Annotated in this window: 15 protein-coding genes; 7 read left to right on the top strand and 8 right to left on the bottom strand. The window is 62.0% G+C overall.

Annotation, left to right across the window (positions count from 1 at the left end):
• Nucleotides 1–137: 137 nt before the first annotated feature.
• Nucleotides 138–1,361, top strand: coding sequence for a serine/threonine transporter SstT (gene sstT, locus HBO11_RS03260; RefSeq protein ID WP_169956202.1), 1,224 nt, complete (start codon nucleotides 138–140; stop codon nucleotides 1,359–1,361).
• Between the two features lie 160 nt (nucleotides 1,362–1,521).
• Here the strand turns inward: sstT and HBO11_RS03255 are convergent, their stop codons facing one another.
• The gene (locus tag HBO11_RS03255; protein WP_169956204.1) at nucleotides 1,522–2,031 is read right to left on the bottom strand and encodes a DUF1993 domain-containing protein; all 510 of its coding nucleotides are present in this window, start codon (nucleotides 2,029–2,031) and stop codon (nucleotides 1,522–1,524) included.
• A gap of 115 nt (nucleotides 2,032–2,146) precedes the next feature.
• On the opposite strand from HBO11_RS03255, the gene HBO11_RS03250 reads away from it, so the two are divergent.
• Entirely contained in the window at nucleotides 2,147–2,797 is a 651-nt protein-coding gene (locus HBO11_RS03250) for a DUF480 domain-containing protein (protein WP_169956206.1), read from the top strand.
• Nucleotides 2,798–2,926: 129 nt separating this feature from the next.
• Here the strand turns inward: HBO11_RS03250 and HBO11_RS03245 are convergent, their stop codons facing one another.
• Nucleotides 2,927–3,745 carry a shikimate 5-dehydrogenase gene (locus tag HBO11_RS03245; RefSeq protein ID WP_169956208.1) on the bottom strand — a complete coding sequence of 273 codons (819 nt, stop codon included), beginning with the start codon at nucleotides 3,743–3,745 and terminating at the stop codon, nucleotides 2,927–2,929.
• A gap of 164 nt (nucleotides 3,746–3,909) precedes the next feature.
• On the opposite strand from HBO11_RS03245, the gene HBO11_RS03240 reads away from it, so the two are divergent.
• The 3 genes from HBO11_RS03240 to HBO11_RS03230 all read left to right on the top strand — a co-directional run bounded on the left by HBO11_RS03240 (nucleotide 3,910) and on the right by HBO11_RS03230 (nucleotide 4,972).
• Nucleotides 3,910–4,257, top strand: coding sequence for a hypothetical protein (locus HBO11_RS03240; RefSeq protein WP_169956210.1), 348 nt, complete (start codon nucleotides 3,910–3,912; stop codon nucleotides 4,255–4,257).
• Between the two features lie 231 nt (nucleotides 4,258–4,488).
• Nucleotides 4,489–4,683: a hypothetical protein gene (locus tag HBO11_RS03235; RefSeq protein WP_029296627.1), complete on the top strand. Its 195-nt coding sequence runs from the start codon at nucleotides 4,489–4,491 to the stop codon at nucleotides 4,681–4,683.
• A gap of 109 nt (nucleotides 4,684–4,792) precedes the next feature.
• Nucleotides 4,793–4,972, top strand: a complete 180-nt coding sequence (locus HBO11_RS03230; protein ID WP_169956212.1) for a hypothetical protein — start codon at nucleotides 4,793–4,795, stop codon at nucleotides 4,970–4,972.
• Here HBO11_RS03230 and HBO11_RS03225 read toward each other — a convergent pair.
• Nucleotides 4,969–6,036 (bottom strand): AI-2E family transporter, encoded by a 1,068-nt coding sequence (locus HBO11_RS03225; protein ID WP_169956214.1) that lies wholly within the window; start codon nucleotides 6,034–6,036, stop codon nucleotides 4,969–4,971. The two genes, HBO11_RS03230 and HBO11_RS03225, sit on opposite strands and share 4 nt — an antisense overlap.
• A 162-nt stretch (nucleotides 6,037–6,198) precedes the next feature.
• Here HBO11_RS03225 and yegQ point away from each other — a divergent pair, with 162 nt between their 5' ends.
• Nucleotides 6,199–7,524, top strand: coding sequence for a tRNA 5-hydroxyuridine modification protein YegQ (gene yegQ / locus HBO11_RS03220; RefSeq protein ID WP_169956216.1), 1,326 nt, complete (start codon nucleotides 6,199–6,201; stop codon nucleotides 7,522–7,524).
• A 338-nt stretch (nucleotides 7,525–7,862) separates the two neighbouring features.
• On the opposite strand, the gene HBO11_RS03215 is transcribed toward yegQ, so the two are convergent.
• Together HBO11_RS03215 and HBO11_RS03210 are read right to left on the bottom strand one after the other, a co-directional pair.
• Complete coding sequence (locus HBO11_RS03215) at nucleotides 7,863–9,542, bottom strand: methyl-accepting chemotaxis protein (RefSeq protein WP_169957035.1); 1,680 nt, start codon at nucleotides 9,540–9,542, stop codon at nucleotides 7,863–7,865.
• Between the two features lie 94 nt (nucleotides 9,543–9,636).
• Nucleotides 9,637–10,956 carry a Na+/H+ antiporter NhaC family protein gene (locus HBO11_RS03210; RefSeq protein ID WP_166647879.1) on the bottom strand — a complete coding sequence of 440 codons (1,320 nt, stop codon included), beginning with the start codon at nucleotides 10,954–10,956 and terminating at the stop codon, nucleotides 9,637–9,639.
• 238 nt (nucleotides 10,957–11,194) lie between these two features.
• Here HBO11_RS03210 and HBO11_RS03205 point away from each other — a divergent pair, with 238 nt between their 5' ends.
• The gene (locus HBO11_RS03205; protein WP_169957034.1) at nucleotides 11,195–13,342 is read left to right on the top strand and encodes a methyl-accepting chemotaxis protein; all 2,148 of its coding nucleotides are present in this window, start codon (nucleotides 11,195–11,197) and stop codon (nucleotides 13,340–13,342) included.
• Between the two features lie 7 nt (nucleotides 13,343–13,349).
• Here HBO11_RS03205 and HBO11_RS03200 read toward each other — a convergent pair whose 3' ends face one another.
• The 3 genes from HBO11_RS03200 to HBO11_RS03190 form a co-directional block, all read right to left on the bottom strand.
• Nucleotides 13,350–13,766: a DUF1850 domain-containing protein gene (locus HBO11_RS03200; protein WP_169957033.1), complete on the bottom strand. Its 417-nt coding sequence runs from the start codon at nucleotides 13,764–13,766 to the stop codon at nucleotides 13,350–13,352.
• Nucleotides 13,763–15,790, bottom strand: coding sequence for a TRAP transporter permease (locus HBO11_RS03195; protein ID WP_169957032.1), 2,028 nt, complete (start codon nucleotides 15,788–15,790; stop codon nucleotides 13,763–13,765). Before HBO11_RS03195 ends, HBO11_RS03200 begins: the two co-directional genes overlap by 4 nt.
• Before the next feature lie 88 nt (nucleotides 15,791–15,878).
• Complete coding sequence (locus HBO11_RS03190; protein WP_169957031.1) at nucleotides 15,879–16,832, bottom strand: TAXI family TRAP transporter solute-binding subunit; 954 nt, start codon at nucleotides 16,830–16,832, stop codon at nucleotides 15,879–15,881.
• Nucleotides 16,833–16,983 lie beyond the last annotated feature (151 nt).

Here is a 16,983-nt window from a genome sequence, read left to right as displayed (position 1 = left end):
GAATCTTAACAGAATGTGACCGGAGCACACACGGCCTTGGCGACTGAATGCCGCAGCAAACGGGATGTTTCCTACAGCATGTTAGACTTCGCGCCCTGCATAGCGCTGCACACATTAAAAAAACTAGAGACACTCTTATGACTGCTGCTCCTTCGCTGCTTCAACGCCTGCTGCGCGTCAGCCTGGTGACCCAAATTGTCATCGGCCTGGTTGCTGGCATCTTGCTAGCCCTGCTGTCGCCCAGTGCTGCCCTGTCCACCGCGTTCATCGGCAAGGTATTTGTCTCGGCGCTCAAAGCCGTGGCGCCCATCCTGGTGTTTGTGCTGGTGATGGCCTCGATTGCCAACCACAAGCATGGCCAGGAAACCCATATCCGGCCGATTCTGTTCCTGTACCTGCTGGGTACCTTTTCGGCGGCGGTGGTCGCGGTGATTGCAAGCACCCTGTTCCCGTCGAGCCTGGTGCTCAGCACCCATGACGTGGCCATCAGCGCTCCCGGCGGGATCGGCGAAGTGATGCAGAGCCTGTTGCTCAGCGTGGTGGACAACCCCGTCAGCGCGTTGATGAACGCCAACTTTATCGGGATCCTGGCGTGGGCCATCGGCATGGGCATCGCGATCCGTCATGCCGGGGAAACCACCCGTACCGTGCTGGACGACCTGTCCAACGGCGTCACGCTGATCGTGCGCGTGGTGATTCGCTTCGCACCGCTGGGGATTTTCGGCCTGGTGGCCTCGACCCTGGCCGCCTCTGGCTTCGATGCGCTGCTCGGTTATGCGCACCTGTTGCTGGTGCTGATCGGCTGCATGCTGTTCGTGGCCCTGGTGGTCAACCCGGCGATCGTGTTCTGGAAATTGCGTCGCAACCCCTACCCGCTGGTGCTGCTGTGCCTGCGTGAAAGCGGGATCACCGCCTTCTTCACCCGCAGCTCCGCGGCCAACATCCCGGTCAACCTGGCGTTGAGTGAGCGCCTGGGCCTGCACGAAGACACCTACTCGGTATCGATCCCGTTGGGTGCGACCATCAACATGGCCGGCGCCGCCATCACCATCACCGTGCTGACCCTGGCCGCCGTGCATACCCTGGGCATCGCGGTCGACCTGCCGACCGCCGTGCTGCTCAGCGTGGTGGCGGCGATCTGTGCATGTGGCGCGTCGGGTGTGGCCGGGGGTTCGCTGTTGCTGATTCCACTGGCGTGCAGCCTGTTCGGCATTCCGAGTGAAATCGCCATGCAAGTGGTGGCCGTGGGCTTCATTATCGGGGTGTTGCAGGATTCGGCGGAAACCGCGCTGAATTCGTCTACCGACGTGCTATTCACCGCAGCGGCGTGCCTGGGCCACGAAGACAAAAACCCGGCCTGACACAACCCGGCAAGCAAGTAGGAGCTGGCTTGCCTGCGATAGCATCACCTCGGTCTATCAGTGATACCGAGGTGATGCTATCGCAGCGATGCGGCGATCCGACAAGCCAGCTCCCACACAAGCCCGCTCCCACATTTGTTTTTGCAGTGTTACTCAGGGCTTAGAACGCGCCCATGTAGTCACGCTTGCCCACTTCCACACCGTTATGACGCAGCAACGCGTAGGCGGTGGTGACGTGGAAGAAGAACTGCGGCAGACCATAGGTCAGCAGGTAGGACTGGCCGCTGAAGCGCTTCTCTTTAGGGGTGCCTGGGCGGGTGACGATCTCGATGCCTTCCTTGCCGTCGATCTGCGCCGCGGTGATGGTGTCGATGAAGGCCAGGACCTTGGCGATCAGCGCTTGCAGGTCGGCGAAGGTGACTTCGCTGTCTTCGTATTTCGGCACTTCAATCTCGGCCAGGCGCGCGGAAACACCCTTGGCAAAATCCACGGCGATCTGCACCTGGCGCACCAGCGGGAACATGTCCGGGAACAGACGCGCCTGCAGCAAGGCGTTCGGGTCGATGTTCTTGGCGGTGGCGTGGGCCTCGGCCTTGTTCAACACATCGCTCAGGGCGTTGAGCATTTGCTTGAAGACCGGAAGGGAAGCGGCGTACAGGGAAATAGTCATGACAGTCTCGACAGTGGTGACAGGGTTTGAACAGCCGCGATTATAGACATGAGCGCTGCTTGTCTTTTATTTTTTCGGGATTAGGCTAGTGGGCTCACTGCATAGGGAAAGCGCGATGACCGCCGAGCACGACACCACCTCCTCCGAGCCGCGCCTCAACAGCACGGAAATCCGCGTTCTGGGCTGCCTGATCGAGAAGCAGGCCACCAACCCGGAAACCTACCCGCTGACCCTCAATGCCCTGGTCCTGGCCTGCAACCAGAAAACCAGCCGCGAACCGGTGATGAACCTCAGCCAGGGCCAAGTCGGCCAGAGCCTGCGCGCCCTGGAAGGCCGTGGCTTTACCAAACTGGTGATGGGCAGTCGCGCCGACCGCTGGGAACACCGCGTAGACAAGGCCCTGGAGCTGGTGCCGGCGCAGGTGATTCTGACTGGCCTGCTGTTCCTGCGCGGCCCGCAGACGGTCAACGAATTGCTGACCCGCAGCGGGCGCATGCATGACTTTGAAGATGCCGAGCAGGTGGTGCACCAACTGGAACGCCTGATCGCTCGCGATCTGGCGGTGCTGGTACCCAAGCAGGCCGGCCAGCGCGAAGACCGCTACACCCACTCCCTGGGCGACCCGGCGGATATCGAGGCGATCCTGGCCGCCCGTGGCAGCCCGGTGGAGCGCAGCAGCGCTGGCAGCGGGGTTCCTCTGGAACGCATCGAAGAGCTCGAAGCACGGATTGCGGCGCTGGAAGAGCGCCTGTCGCGGCTCGAATAAACACCGCGTCCCCCTGTGGGAGCGGGCTTGCCCGCGATAGCGGTGGATCAGTTAACACATAGTTGACTGACACTCCGCCATCGCGGGCAAGCCCGCTCCTACATGGGCCCGCAGTGTTTTTGAGATTTTTTACTGGCGGGCGAAATTCACCGCCTTCTGGAACTGTTCGTCGGTCGGCCGGATGCCGGTGTACAGCACGAACTGCTCCAGGGCCTGGATCGCAATCACTTCCAGGCCGGTAATTACCCGCTTGCCCTGGGCCCTTCCCCGCACGATCAACGGTGTTTCGGCGGGGATTGCCACTACATCGAACACCGTATCGGCCGCATCAATCGCGTCGGCCTCGAATGCCAGGTCCTGCACCTGGGCGCCGCCGGTCATGCCGATCGGCGTCACGTTGACCAGCATCTGCGGGCGCGCCTTGCCCAATGTCGCCTGCCACTCATACCCCAGGTTGTGCGCCAGGGCCCGGCCCGCCGTTTCATTGCGCGCAACGATCAGCCCATTGGCATAGCCACCATCACGCAAGGCGCTGGCCACGGCCTTGGCCATGCCGCCGCTGCCGTGCAGGGCGAAGGTCGAGTCCTTGGGCACCGCGTGCTTTTGCAGGAGTTGCTCGATGGCGATGTAGTCGGTGTTGTAGGCCTTGAGGTGCCCGGCGGTGTTGACGATGGTGTTGATCGAGGCGATGGCGCGAGCCGAGTCGTCGAGTTCGTCCACCAACTCGATACAGGCCTCCTTGAACGGCATCGACACCCCGCAGCCACGGATACCCAAGGCCCGGATGCCGGCCACGGCGCCGTTCAGGTCTTGGCTGCTGAAGGCCTTGTAGTAGAAGTTCAGCCCCAACTGCTCATACAAATGGTTATGAAATCGCAGGCCGAAATTGCCTGGCCGGGCCGACAACGACATGCACAGCTGGGTATCCTTGTTAGGGTTCATCAGCATCGGTAACGCCTCTTCAAGTAAGCAAATCGGTACAGACCTTACACAACCTTTACCTAGTGGTAGTGCTGTTTTCCTGAAATACGTTGTCTTAAAAGTATCCCCGCGACAATCCTTGAGTCTATTGATTGCAGACCACAAGCGCAGGGGCCAACCGAGGAAAGACCATGATTCGTAAAATCCCCAGGATCGCCTTGCTGATCGGGGCACTCGCTGTAGCCGGCCAAGCCTGCGCCCATGGTGGCGGTTGGGGTGGCCCGGCCGTATTGGGTGCGGTTGTCGGCGCAGCCGTTGTGGGCTCAGTGATCGCCAGCCATGATCGGCCGGTATATGTGCAGCAACAACCGGTGTATTACCAACCGCAGCCGGTGTATGCCGCCCCGCCACCGGTCTATTACCAGCCGGCGCCGGTGTATGTGCAGCAGCCGGTGTATTACCGCCCGGCGCCGGTGTATTACGGGCCACCACGCGGTTATTACGGCCCGCCCCGCGGCTATTACGGGCGCGGCTGGTAAGCCCAGCAGAAAAAGCCTCGCCCTCCAGGCGGGGCTTTTTTATGGGCTACCAGGTCTGAATAAATCTCGCCAAGGTCGCTATCGAGACAACGCCGACTGTTAAATCCGACATTATTAAGGCCAAAGTGCACTTGCCCAACCGGGGGGCGCGCTGTCATGTTTGTGTCACGCGGCACTCTCACTATCGAAACTGTCCCCCATAACAGGTCATAACAACAAGGACGACCCAGCATGCCCACACAAAACCCGCACCGTACCGCCGGCCTCTGCACTTCGAGCAAGGTCTACAGCGCCTTGACCGAACTCAAGCACCTGGAGGGCCATCGCAGCGCCAAGTTTCTCTCGCTGCTGGCAGAAAACCTGGTCCACAAGGGCCTGCTCAATGAACAGGAAGTGCTGCACATGCTGGACCAGGTGGTTGACTGAACCCCTGCCGGCGCAGTCTCGATCGCAGTGATGTTGACTATCGAGCAGGGTGATTTTCCCTCGTCGCCTGGCCGCCGTAAGGTGACCTCCATCAGCAATGGAGGTAGATATGCCCACTATCCAGATCATGTCCGTCATCGGCAGTGCCGTCCCCGGCCCCCTGCGGGAACTGGGTTTGCTCGCCTGCTGGTACCTGGTACGCGACGGTGAAGCCATCAGCGGCCCACTGACTTCACTACCCGATGCCCAAGCCCTGTCACGCAAGATGGCCCATTGCTTCTCAGCCTAGGGCAATGGCAGCCGCACCCGCGGTTTGGTCTCGACAAACAGCGCCCAGCTGGAGATAAACAGCGCGGCAATCAACGGCCCGATGACAAAGCCGTTGAGGCCGAAGATCGACAGGCCGCCCAGGGTCGAGATCAGGATCAGGTAATCCGGCATTTTGGTGTCCTTGCCTACCAGGATCGGGCGCAGCACGTTGTCCACCAGGCCGATCACAAACACCCCGAACAAGGCCAGCACCACCCCCTGCCAGATTGAACCGCTGAGCAGGAAATAAGCGGCCACCGGCCCCCACACGATCCCCGCGCCCACGGCCGGCAGCAACGACAGAAACGCCATCAATACCGCCCAGAGCAACGCGCTGGGGATATCCAGGAACCAGAAGATCAGGCCGCCCAACGCGCCCTGGGTCACCGCCACCAGCACATTGCCCTTTACGGTCGCGCGCACCACGCGGTTGAACTTCAGTTGCAGGCGACGCTTCTGCGGCTCGGCCAGCGGCACCGCCGTGCGCACTTTGCGCACCAGGTCGGGGCCGTCGCGCAGCAGGAAGAACAGCAAGTACAGCATGATGAAAAAGCTCACCAGGAAATCAAAGGTGCCCTGGCCAAAGCTGAACGCCTGACTGGCAAAGAACTGGCTGCCCTGCATCGCGCCCTTGACGATTTTCTCGCGCAGGCCTTCCAGGTTGCCCATGCCGAAGCGGTCCAGCAGGTGCTGGAAGTACGGCGGCAGGAAGTTCTTGAATTGTTCGATGTAGCCGGCCACATCCAATTTGCCGCTTTCGACGTTCTTGTACAGCGTCGCCCCCTCCTGCACCAGCAAGGCGCTGGTGATGATCACCGGCAAAATCGCGATCACCAGGCACACCATCAGGGTACACAACGACGTCAGGTTGCGGTTCCAGCCAAACTTGAGCTGCAGGCGGCGCTGCATGGGCGCAAAGATGATCCCCAGGATGACCGCCCAGAACACCGCGCCATAGAACGGCAACAGGATCCAGAAGAACGCGAGGGTCACGATGACCAGCAGCAACAGCAGGGTTTTGAATTGCAGATTCGTTTGGTTCATGTCCGATCCGTACCAGAAAAACGCCGGGCGCCCAGCGCGCCCTGTTGCTTAGTCCGCCGGGCGTCGCACGAGTGCCATCTTTATTTCTACAGCGTAGACCCAGATCAATAAGCGCCCGCCCCGGCTCGGCTACCCTGCCGCCCTTTTGCGACCCAAATCCCCATGCTCCCTGTCCTTGCCCCCGAATTGCTCGCCCCTGCCGGCACCCTGAAAAACATGCGCTACGCCTTTGCCTACGGTGCCGACGCGGTCTACGCCGGCCAGCCGCGCTACAGCTTGCGGGTGCGCAACAACGAGTTCGACCACGCCAACCTGGCCCTGGGCATCGCCGAGGCGCAGGCCCAGGGCAAGCGATTTTATGTGGTGGTCAACATTGCGCCGCACAACGCCAAGCTCAAAACCTTTCTCAAGGACCTGGAACCGGTGATTGCCATGGGCCCGGACGCGCTGATCATGTCCGACCCGGGCCTGATCATGCTGGTGCGCCGGCACTTCCCGCAGATGCCGATCCACCTGTCGGTACAGGCCAATACGGTGAACTGGGCCAGCGTCGAGTTCTGGCAGCAGCAAGGCATCTGCCGGATCATCCTGTCGCGGGAATTGTCCCTGGAAGAAATCGCCGAGATCCGCCAGCACGTGCCGGCCATGGAGCTGGAAGTGTTTGTGCATGGCGCGCTGTGCATGGCCTATTCCGGGCGCTGCCTGTTGTCGGGCTATATGAACAAGCGCGATGCCAACCAGGGCACCTGCACCAACGCCTGCCGCTGGAAATACCAGGCCACCCCGGCGGTCGAAAACACCGTGGGTGATATCGTCCAGCAGTATCAACCCGAGCCGACCCTGGGCCTTGGCGCGCCCACCGACCAGGTGTTCCTGCTGCAAGAGGCCAATCGCCCGGATGAGCAGATGCCGGCTTTCGAGGACGAGCACGGCACTTACATCATGAACGCCAAGGACCTGCGGGCGGTGCAGCACGTCGAGCGCCTGACGCAGATGGGCGTGCATTCGTTGAAAATCGAAGGCCGCACCAAATCCCACTTTTATGTGGCGCGCACCACCCAGGTGTACCGCCAGGCCATTGATGATGCAGTGGCCGGGCGCACGTTCGACCGGGGCTTGATGACCAACCTTGAGTCCCTGGCCCAGCGCGGCTACACCGAAGGCTTCCTGCGCCGCCATGTGCACGACGAGTACCAGAACTACCAGAACGGCAGCTCCGTCTCGGAACAACAGCAGTTTGTCGGGGAATTGACCGGCGAACGGCGCGGGGAACTGGCCGAGGTCAAGGTGAAGAACCGCTTTGCCGTGGGCAATCACCTGGAGTTGATGACCCCAGCGGGGAATTTCCACTTTGATTTGGGGATGATGCATAACGCCAAGGGTGAGGCGATCGAAGTGGCGCCGGGGGATGGGCATACGGTGTATGTGCCGGTGCCGGTGCCGTTGGAGATGGATATCGGGTTTGGGTTGTTGATGCGGGATGTGTAGCGGCTGTTAGGGCCTCATCGCGGGCAAGCCCGCTCCCACATTTTGACCGTGTTCACCGATCAAATGTGGGAGCTGGCTTGCCTGCGATGGGGCCAGAACCAGCACCGCAATCGCCAGGTCAGATCCTGAACTGCCCCACCAACCCCCACATTTTGAACTGTGAATACATTCAAATGTAGGAGCTGGCTTGCCTGCGATGAGGCCAGAACCAGCACCGCAATCGCCAGGTCACACCCTGAACTGCCCCACCAACTCCCCCATTTTGAACTGTGAATACATTCAAATGTAGGAGCTGGCTTGCCTGCGATGAGGCCAGAACCAGCACCCCAATTACCAGGTCAGATCCTGAACTGCCCCACCAACTGCCCCAACCGCTGCCCCAGTTCCGCCAGGCTGCGGGAGGTCTGCGCGCCCTGTTGGGTCTCGTCCGCCACGCTGTCCACCGCCACGGCAATCTGATGCACGCTGCGGTTGATCTCTTCGGCCACGGCGGTTTGCTCTTCAGCGGCGCTGGCGATCTGCGCGTTCATGGTGTTAATGGTGCCGATCAGCTGCGCCATGGTATCGAGGGACGCCCCGGCTTCATTGGCCTGGGCCGAGGTGCCATCGCCGGCATCGCTGGAGCGGCGCATGGATTCCACGGCCGCCTCGGTGCCTTTTTGCAGGCGGTCGATCATGCCCTGGATTTCCTGGGTACTTTGTTGAGTGCGGCTGGCCAGCGCGCGGACTTCATCGGCCACCACCGCAAACCCACGCCCGGCTTCACCGGCACGGGCCGCTTCAATGGCGGCGTTGAGGGCCAGCAGGTTGGTTTGCTCGGCAATCGAACGGATCACCCCAAGCACACTGACAATCGACGACACGTCCTGTTGCAGGCTGTCCAGGGACACGCCACTGCTGCGGATGTCATTCACCAGCGCATGAATCTGCGCGATGCTGCCATCCACCACGCGCTTGGCGGCCTGACCTTCGGCGTCGGTCTGCTGGGCCGCCACCGCCGCGCCCTGGGCACTGCGCGCCACTTCATGGGCGGCGGATGACATTTCATTGATCGCGGTTGCCACCTGGTCGGTTTCCTGGCGCTGGCGCTCCATGGCCTGCTCCGAACGATGGGCCTGCTCGGACACCTGGCTGACCAGGCCGGTCAGTTGCGAAGTCATGTCGGTGATCTGGCGCACCAGGCCGTGGATCTTGTCGACAAACCGGTTGAACGAGCCCGCCAGTTCACCCAGTTCGTCCTGGCTGGTGATTGCCAGGCGGCGCGTCAAGTCACCTTCACCGGCGGCGATGTCGTCGAGGTTGGCCTTCATCAGGTGCAAGGGACTCAAGATGGTATTGGCCAGCAGCATGCCCACTGCTGCGATCAGCAACAGCAGCACCGCCGCAATACCGATAATGCTCAACAACACCCCTTCCATACGCTCGTTGACCTTGGCTTCCACCTCGCTGACCAGGGCGTCGATACCGTCGAGGTTGACTGACGTACCAATCACCATGTCCCACTTGGGCAGGTATTCGGTGTAGCCGAGCTTGGGCACCAGTTCGGTTTGCCCCGGCTGGGTCGAGCTGTATTGCAGGTAGTGGCTGCCGTCCTTGCCGACCTTCACCAGGTCGCGGTTGACGTAGACACCGTTGGGGTCGCGGTTGTCCTTGAAGCTTTTGCCCACGCCGTCGGGGCTGTTGCCCTTGAACAGGCGGATGGTTTCGGAGTCGTAGCCGAAGAAATAGCCGTCCTTGCCGTAGGTGGTGTTGGACAGCAACTTGACCACCTGCGCCCGCACCTCTGTGTCGCCAGGGGCTGCGGCGTCGTACAGCGGCTTGATGGTGGTCATCGCCACCTCGACATAACTTTGCAGGGTGGCCTTGGCGTTGTTGAGCAGGCGCTGGCGGGTTTCGGCCACCTCGGTGCGCGCCTGTTCCTTGAGGATCCACACCGTGGTCAGGCTGATGACCACGGCAAACAACAACACCGGCAGTACGGCAAGGGACAGGACTTTGGCCTTCAGACTCAGACGCATGGATCTTCTCTCTTGTAGGGCAACGTTAAGAGGTTAACGGCCCGCAGAGAAAAAACTGTAGGAGCCGGCAAGCCGACTCCTACGGGGGGGGGTGTTACAGGGTCATCGCGGCAAACCAGCCGAACACCAGCAACGGCAGGTTGTAGTGCAGGAAGGTCGGGACCACGGTGTCCCAGATATGGTGATGCTGGCCGTCAATGTTCAGACCCGACGTCGGCCCCAGGGTGGAGTCCGACGCTGGAGAGCCGGCGTCGCCCAGGGCCCCGGCGGTGCCGACGATGCAGACGATGGCCAGCGGGCTGAACCCCAGTTGCACACACAGCGGCACAAAAATCGCCGCAAGGATCGGCACGGTGGAGAATGACGAGCCAATGCCCATGGTCACCAGCAGGCCCACCAGCAGCATCAACAGCGCCCCCACGCCACGGCTGTGGCCGATGAACGCGGCGGAGGCCTGCACCAGCGTCTGTACCTGGCCGGTTGCCTTGAGCACTTCGGCAAACCCCGAAGACGCGATCATGATGAAGCCGATCATCGCCATCATCTTCATGCCTTCGGTGAACAGGTCATCGGTGTCGCGCCAGCGCACGATGCCCGATACCGAGAAGATCAGGAAACCCGCCAGGGCGCCGATGATCATCGAGTCCAGCCACAACTGGATAATAAAGGCCGAGGCAATGGCCAGCCCGGCCACCAGCAGGGTCAGCGGGTTGTATTGCACCGCCACTTGCTCGACCCGTTCGATTTTCTCCAGGTCATAGACGCGCTTTTTGCGGTAGCTGATAAACACCGCCACCAGCAGGCCGAACACCATGCCCAGCGCCGGGATGCCCATGGCATGGGTGACATTGACCTGGCTGATATCCACCCCGCTCTTGGCAACGTTGGCCAGCAGGATCTGGTTGAGGAAGATGTTGCCGAAGCCCACCGGCAGGAACATGTACGGGGTGATCAGGCCGAAGGTCATGACGCAGGCGATCAGGCGCCGGTCAATCTGCAACTTGGTCAGTACATACAGCAGCGGTGGCACCAGCAACGGGATAAAGGCGATATGGATCGGCAGGATGTTCTGCGAGGCAATCGCCACCGCCCCCAGCAGGCAGATCAGCAGCCATTTGACGTGACTGCCGCCGGTAGCCTCCTGGCGGTCCACCAGCAGCAGGGCCTTGTCCGCCAGGGCGTGGGCCAGGCCGGACTTGGCAATCGCCACGGCGAAAGCACCGAGCAACGCGTAGGACAGCGCCACTGTGGCACCGCCGCCCAGGCCGCTGTTGAACGCGCTGAGCGTCGCGTCGATCCCCAGGCCGCCGGTCAAGCCGCCGACCAGCGCGCCGACGATGATCGCGATGACCACATGCACGCGGGACAGGCTGAGCACGAGCATGGTACCGACCGCGGCGATTACTGCGTTAATCATGGTTACCTCAAGACAGAAACATAAAAACAACACGCGCCGGCGCCCTGGCCAGATGGCGACCACGGCACACGCAGAAAGGGAGTTTTATTAGAGGGCGCGCACTTTGCAGCAGCCGGCGCGTCATGTCAAAGCACGACGTCGCAAACAGAATTCAATTGATCGTATGAATAAAGAAAAAAACCACGCGGCCGATACAACGGATCATCTCTGTCGTAACGAAAGGTTAAGGATCTCCATGTCGCTCAGGCAGCTGTCCATTCAATGGAAAATCACCCTCCTCGCCGGCCTTTGTCTGTTGGGGATCGTGACCCTGCTGGTGGGTCTGTCGCTGTATCGGATGGACCAGAGCTCACAAAGGGTCCAGACCTCCAGTACGCAGATGCTCAATGTCGCGGCCCAATCGCGCATCGAAGCCCAGGGTGAAGTCCAGGCCCTGGGCATCCGCCAGCAATTTATGGACGCCTATCAGTACGGCCATGGTTTTTCGCGCCAGGTGCTGTTTTTGCGCGAACAGGCCGAGAAGCGCTTTCTCGATGCCTTCGACCTGCGTGAGGACCTGACCCGCCAGGTCAAGGCTGCCCTGCAAGCCAACCCGGACCTGCTGGGCCTGTCCCTGGTCTTTGAAGCCAACGCCCTGGATGGCAAGGATGAGCTGTTCGCCGGCCAGGCGGAGCTGGGCAGCAATGAAAAGGGACGCTTTGCCCTGTACTGGTCGCAGCCGACACCCGGCACGCTGACCTCGATGGCGCTGCCGGAAAGCGATATGTCCGACACCAGCGTCGGCCCCAGCGGCGAAAAGGCCAACACCTGGTTCACCTGCCCGCGTAGCACGCTCAAGCCGTGTGTGATCGAGCCGTACTTCTATGTGATCGACGGGCACAACGTATTGCTGACCAGCATCGTGTTCCCGCTCATGGTCAATGGCAAAGTCATCGCCTCGCTGTCGGTGGACATCAACCTCAACAGCCTGCAGGCCGTCAGCCAGAACGCCAGCCGCAAACTGTATGACGGCCAGACCAACGTCAGCATCATCAGCCCGGTGGGTTTGCTCGCCGGCTACAGCCCGGATGCCAGCAAGCTCAGCCAGCGCCTGGACAGTGTGGATACCGCCAGCGGCGCGCAACTGATCAGCGCCATGGCCAGCAGCACCCAGACCTACAGCCTGCGTACCGATCATCAACTCAAGGTCCTGGCCCCCTTCCAGCCCATTCCCAATGGCAAGTCCTGGGGCGTGTTGCTGGATGTGCCGGAACAAGTCCTGATCGGCCCCGCGCAAGCCCTCAAGGCCGAGCTGGATGCCGACAACACCAAAGGCACCCTGCTGGAACTGGGCCTGGGCCTGCTCGCCGCCATCGTCGGCTTGCTGTTGGTGTGGCTGATGGCCCGCAGCGTGACCCGGCCGATCCTCGGCGTGGCCCGTATGCTGGAGGATATCGCCAGCGGCGAAGGCGACCTGACCCGGCGCCTGGCCTACGACAAGCGCGATGAGCTGGGCGAGTTGGCCAGTTGGTTCAACCGCTTCCTCGACAAACTGCAACCGATCATTGCCGAGGTCAAACGCTCGGTACAGGACGCGCGCAGCACCGCCGACCAATCGGCGGCAATAGCCAGCCAGACCAGCGCCGGCATGGACCAGCAGTACCGCCAGGTGGATCAGGTGGCCACCGCCTCCCACGAAATGAGCGCCACCGCCCAGGATGTCGCGCGCAGCGCCGCCCAGGCAGCACAAGCCGCCCGCGATGCCGACCAGGCCACCCGCGAAGGCCTGACCGTGATCGACCGCACCACCACCAGCATCGGCCACCTCGCCGCCGACATGAGTACGGCGATGGCCCAGGTCGAAGGCCTGGCGGCCAATAGCGAGCAGATCGGTTCAGTGCTGGAAGTGATCCGCGCGATTGCCGAACAGACCAACCTGTTGGCGCTCAACGCCGCCATCGAAGCCGCCCGCGCCGGTGAGGCCGGGCGCGGTTTTGCGGTGGTGGCGGACGAAGTGCGCAACCTCGCGCGGCGCACCCAGGAGTCGGTGGAAGAAACCCGCCAGGTGATCGAACAGTTGCAAAACGGCACCCAGGAAGTGGTGAGTTCCATGAACAACAGCCACCGCCAGGCCCAGGGCAGTGTCGAGCAGGTGGGCCAGGCCGTCACGGCATTGCGCCAGATCGGCGACGCCGTGACTGTGATCAGCGACATGAACCTGCAGATCGCCAGCGCCGCCGAGCAGCAAAGCGCGGTGGCCGAGGAGATCAACAGCAACGTGGCGACGATTCGCGACGTGACCGAATCGCTGTCGGAACAAGCCAATGAATCGGCGCGGGTCAGCCAGACGCTGAACAGCCTGGCCAATCAGCAACAGGGCTTGATGGACCAGTTCCGAGTCTGATGGCGCCTTAAAATGCGCGGGGCCTGGCGCTGGATGCAACATCCAGCTCACACCCCCACAGCTCCAGCGCCGGTCGGCTCGCGTGTGGCGGGCCGAGCCAGGCACTCAGCCAGTGGCAGCGCTGGTTGAAGCACACTTGATAATCCCCGGCCTCGGGGGCTCGCCCCACACGCAACGGTTGCACAGGCGGTAACTGACGCCGGTAATGCCAACTGCCCTCGCGCAGTTCGGCGCCGTGCGGGATTTCCATGCCTGCCCCGGAACCCTTGACCCGCGCCTCGCCCAACAGCAACCCCTCGGGCGTTATGCGGTAGTCCTCCTCCCAGCGCACTTTCTCAACGGTATGGGTCCAGGCCAGGGTGAAGGCTGGCGTGGGGACTTGTGCCCAGACCGCGCCGGCCAACCCCAGGCACAGGCCGATCACGCAGTGGCCACCTGAGCTCGGCGAGCACGCCAGCAGTGCTGTGCGATCAACAGCACGGCCAGGGCGAAGCCGATTTCATCGCTTAACGGCGTCGCCAGAATCAGGCTGGCACCAGCGGCAAAGCCCAGCATGCGTTCCCACCCACTGAGCCGGGTCTGCAGGTAACCGGTGAACACCGCGCCCCAGATGCCAATGGCCAGCAGCGCCTTGGCCACCACATACAGTGTGGCCAGCAGACTGTCGCCCTGGAGCATCAACGCCGGCTCGTACACCGCCATGAACGGCACGACAAACCCGGCCACCGCGATGCGGATCGCCCACAGGCTGATGTTCAGGCCGCTTGCCCGGGCAATCGGCGCCGCCGCGAAACAGGCCAGCGCCACCGGTGGCGTGAGGTCCGCCATGATGCCGAAATAGAACACGAACATGTGCGACACAATCAGCGGCACCCCCAGGTCGAGCAAGGCCGGGGCGGCAATCGAACTGGTGATGATGTAGTTGGGAATGGTCGGGATGCCCATGCCCAGCACCAGGCAAGTGAGCATGGTGAGCAGCAGCGACAGGAACAGGCTGTCCTGGCCGATGGCAAGGATATAGCCGGCAAAGGTGGAGGCCACCCCGGTCAGCGACACCACGCCGATGATCACCCCCACCAGGGCGCAGGCGATGCCCACCGGCACGGCATGGCGCGCGCCTTCGACCAGCGCATGCAGGCAGAGGCCCAGGGTGTCGCGGCCGCCCTTGATAAACCAGCACACCGCCACCAGCAGCGCCACCACCCCGAACACCATGCCGATACCCAGCCGGAAGAACCCCGCGCAGAGCACGCCCAGGGCAATCCAGAAGGCCAAGCGCATGACCCTGGATGAAACACGCAGGATGATCGCCGAACCAAGAATCACGATGGACGTCAGTGCCAGGCCGACCATGCCCGAGAACAACGGTGTGCGCCCGGAGAACAGCAGGTAGATCAGCACCAACAGCGGTATCAGCAAGTACCAGCGCTGTTTGACCGCCGCCCAGGGGTTGGGGCATTCGCTCTTGGGCAGGCCACACAGGTTGGAGCGCCGGGCTTCCAGGTGAACCATCCAGAACACCGAGCCGAAGTACAGCAAGGCCGGAATCAGCGCGGCCCTGGCCACCTCGAAGAACGGCACGTTGATCGTCTCGGCCATGATAAACGCCACTGCGCCCATGATCGGCGGCATGATCTGGCTGCCCATCGACGAGGTCGCTTCCACGCCGCCGGCAAACGCCGATTTGTAGCCAAAGCGCTTCATCAACGGGATGGTGAACTGGCCGGTAGTGACCACGTTGGCCACGCCCGAACCGGTGATGGTGCCCATCAGTGCCGACGACACCACCGAAACCTTGGCCGGGCCACCGAGCTTGTGGCCGAACAGGCCCATGGCGAAATCGGTGAACAGCTTGATCATCCCGGCCTGTTCAAGGAATGCGCCGAACAGGATGAACAGGAAGATGTAAGTGGCTGAAACATAGGTCGGCGTGCCATACAGCCCCTCGGTGCCAAAGGCCAGTTGGTTGACGATCTGGTCGATGGCGTAGCCACGGTGCATCAAGTCGCCTGGCAGGTACTGGCCGAACAGGCCGTAGGCCAGGAACAGCGCACAGATCAGTGGCAGGGCAATGCCCATCACCCGTCGCGCCGCTTCAAATACCAGCACGATCAGCAGCAGGCCGACGAGCATGTCACTGCCAGTCAGGTCGCCGGAGCGTTGAATCAGGTCGGCTTCGAAATACCACTGGTAGAACGCCGTGGCCATCCCGGCCAGCCCCAGCAGCCAGGCCAGCGGTTGCCAGGGCTGGGCCCTGCCCCGCGCCGGAAAACACATAAACACCACCAGTAACAGGAAGCCCACGTGCACGGCCCGCAGAATCTGGCTGGAAACCGGGTGGAAGGCGGCGGTGATGATCTGGAAGGTGGAAAACAACAGCGCGACATAGAACAGGGCTCGGGGCCAATCCCTGGGATTGGCGGCGAGGCTTTGGTCTTGCTCACTCATGGAGGCACTCCCACATTACAACGTCGATAGGCCAATAAAACCTGGCGTACGGTGTACGCAGGCTTTACTGGCAGCTCTGGCACGTGGTCTACAGGGCGCCCACTTCCCTGTAGAAGCGCTCGGCGCCTGGATGCAGCGGGATCGGCAGGCCCTTGGCCGCGCCTTCGAGCTGGATATCCTTGGCGGCCGAATGGGCATTGCCCAGGCGAGCGAGGTTGTCGAACATGAGTTTGGTCATCTGGTAGGCCACGTCATCGGGCACACCGTCATGGCTGACCAGGAGGTTGGTAATGGCCACCGTCGATACATCGCTGGCCTGACCGTCGTAGCTGCCCGCCGGGATCGTGCCGGCCTGGTAGGCCGCGTTGCCGATCTTGGCGATGACATCCGCAGGAATGGCAACGAAGGTGACCGGCAGGGTCGCCGCCAGGTCACGAATCGCCGCCATGCCCAGGCCCGAAGACTGCAGGGTGGCATCCAGCTGGCGGTTCTTGATCAACTCCACTGACTCGGCATAAGGCAGGAACTCGACCTTGGCCATGTCTTCGTAGCGCAGGCCAGCCGCCTTGAAGATTGCGCGGGCGTTGAGCTCGGTGCCGGACTTTGGCGCGCCGACGGAGATGCGCTTGTTTTTCAGGTCGGCCAGGGTGGTGATGCCGGACTCCTGGCTGGCAACGATCTGAATGTAGTTGGGATAGGTACCGGCAACCGCCCGCAGTTTTTGCAGCGGAGCCTTGAAGCCAGCGTCCTCTACGCCATTCCAGGCATCGGCTACCGAGTCACCGAGGGCAAAGGCCAGCTCGCCCCGACCGGCTTGCAGCAGGTTGAGGTTTTCCACGGAAGCCTTGGTGGCCTGCACCGAGGTCTTCGACCCTTCGATGCCGTTGCTGTAGAGCTGCGACAGGCCCACGCCAATCGGGTAATACACGCCGCTGGTGCCGCCAGTCAGCACGTTGATAAATGTGGGAGCGGCGAGTGCAGCCGTACTTGCGGCAAAGGCTGCGACAGCAGCAAACACGCACAAACGCTTGGTCATTCGCATGGGAGTCACCTTTTATCTTTCTTATTAGGTGCCGAGCAAGCGAGTGCCCGGCTGACAAGTGCTCTGACATATGCCATGGGTTGCGAGCGGGAAAACCCGCTCGACGTGGCCAGCCAGGCGGCTGTTATAAGCGAAATAGTCCCAGCCAGGC

The organism is Pseudomonas sp. WS 5010, assembly GCF_012985565.1.
Taxonomy (GTDB): Bacteria; Pseudomonadota; Gammaproteobacteria; order Pseudomonadales; family Pseudomonadaceae; genus Aquipseudomonas.
This window is presented reverse-complemented; position numbering and strand designations above follow the sequence as displayed.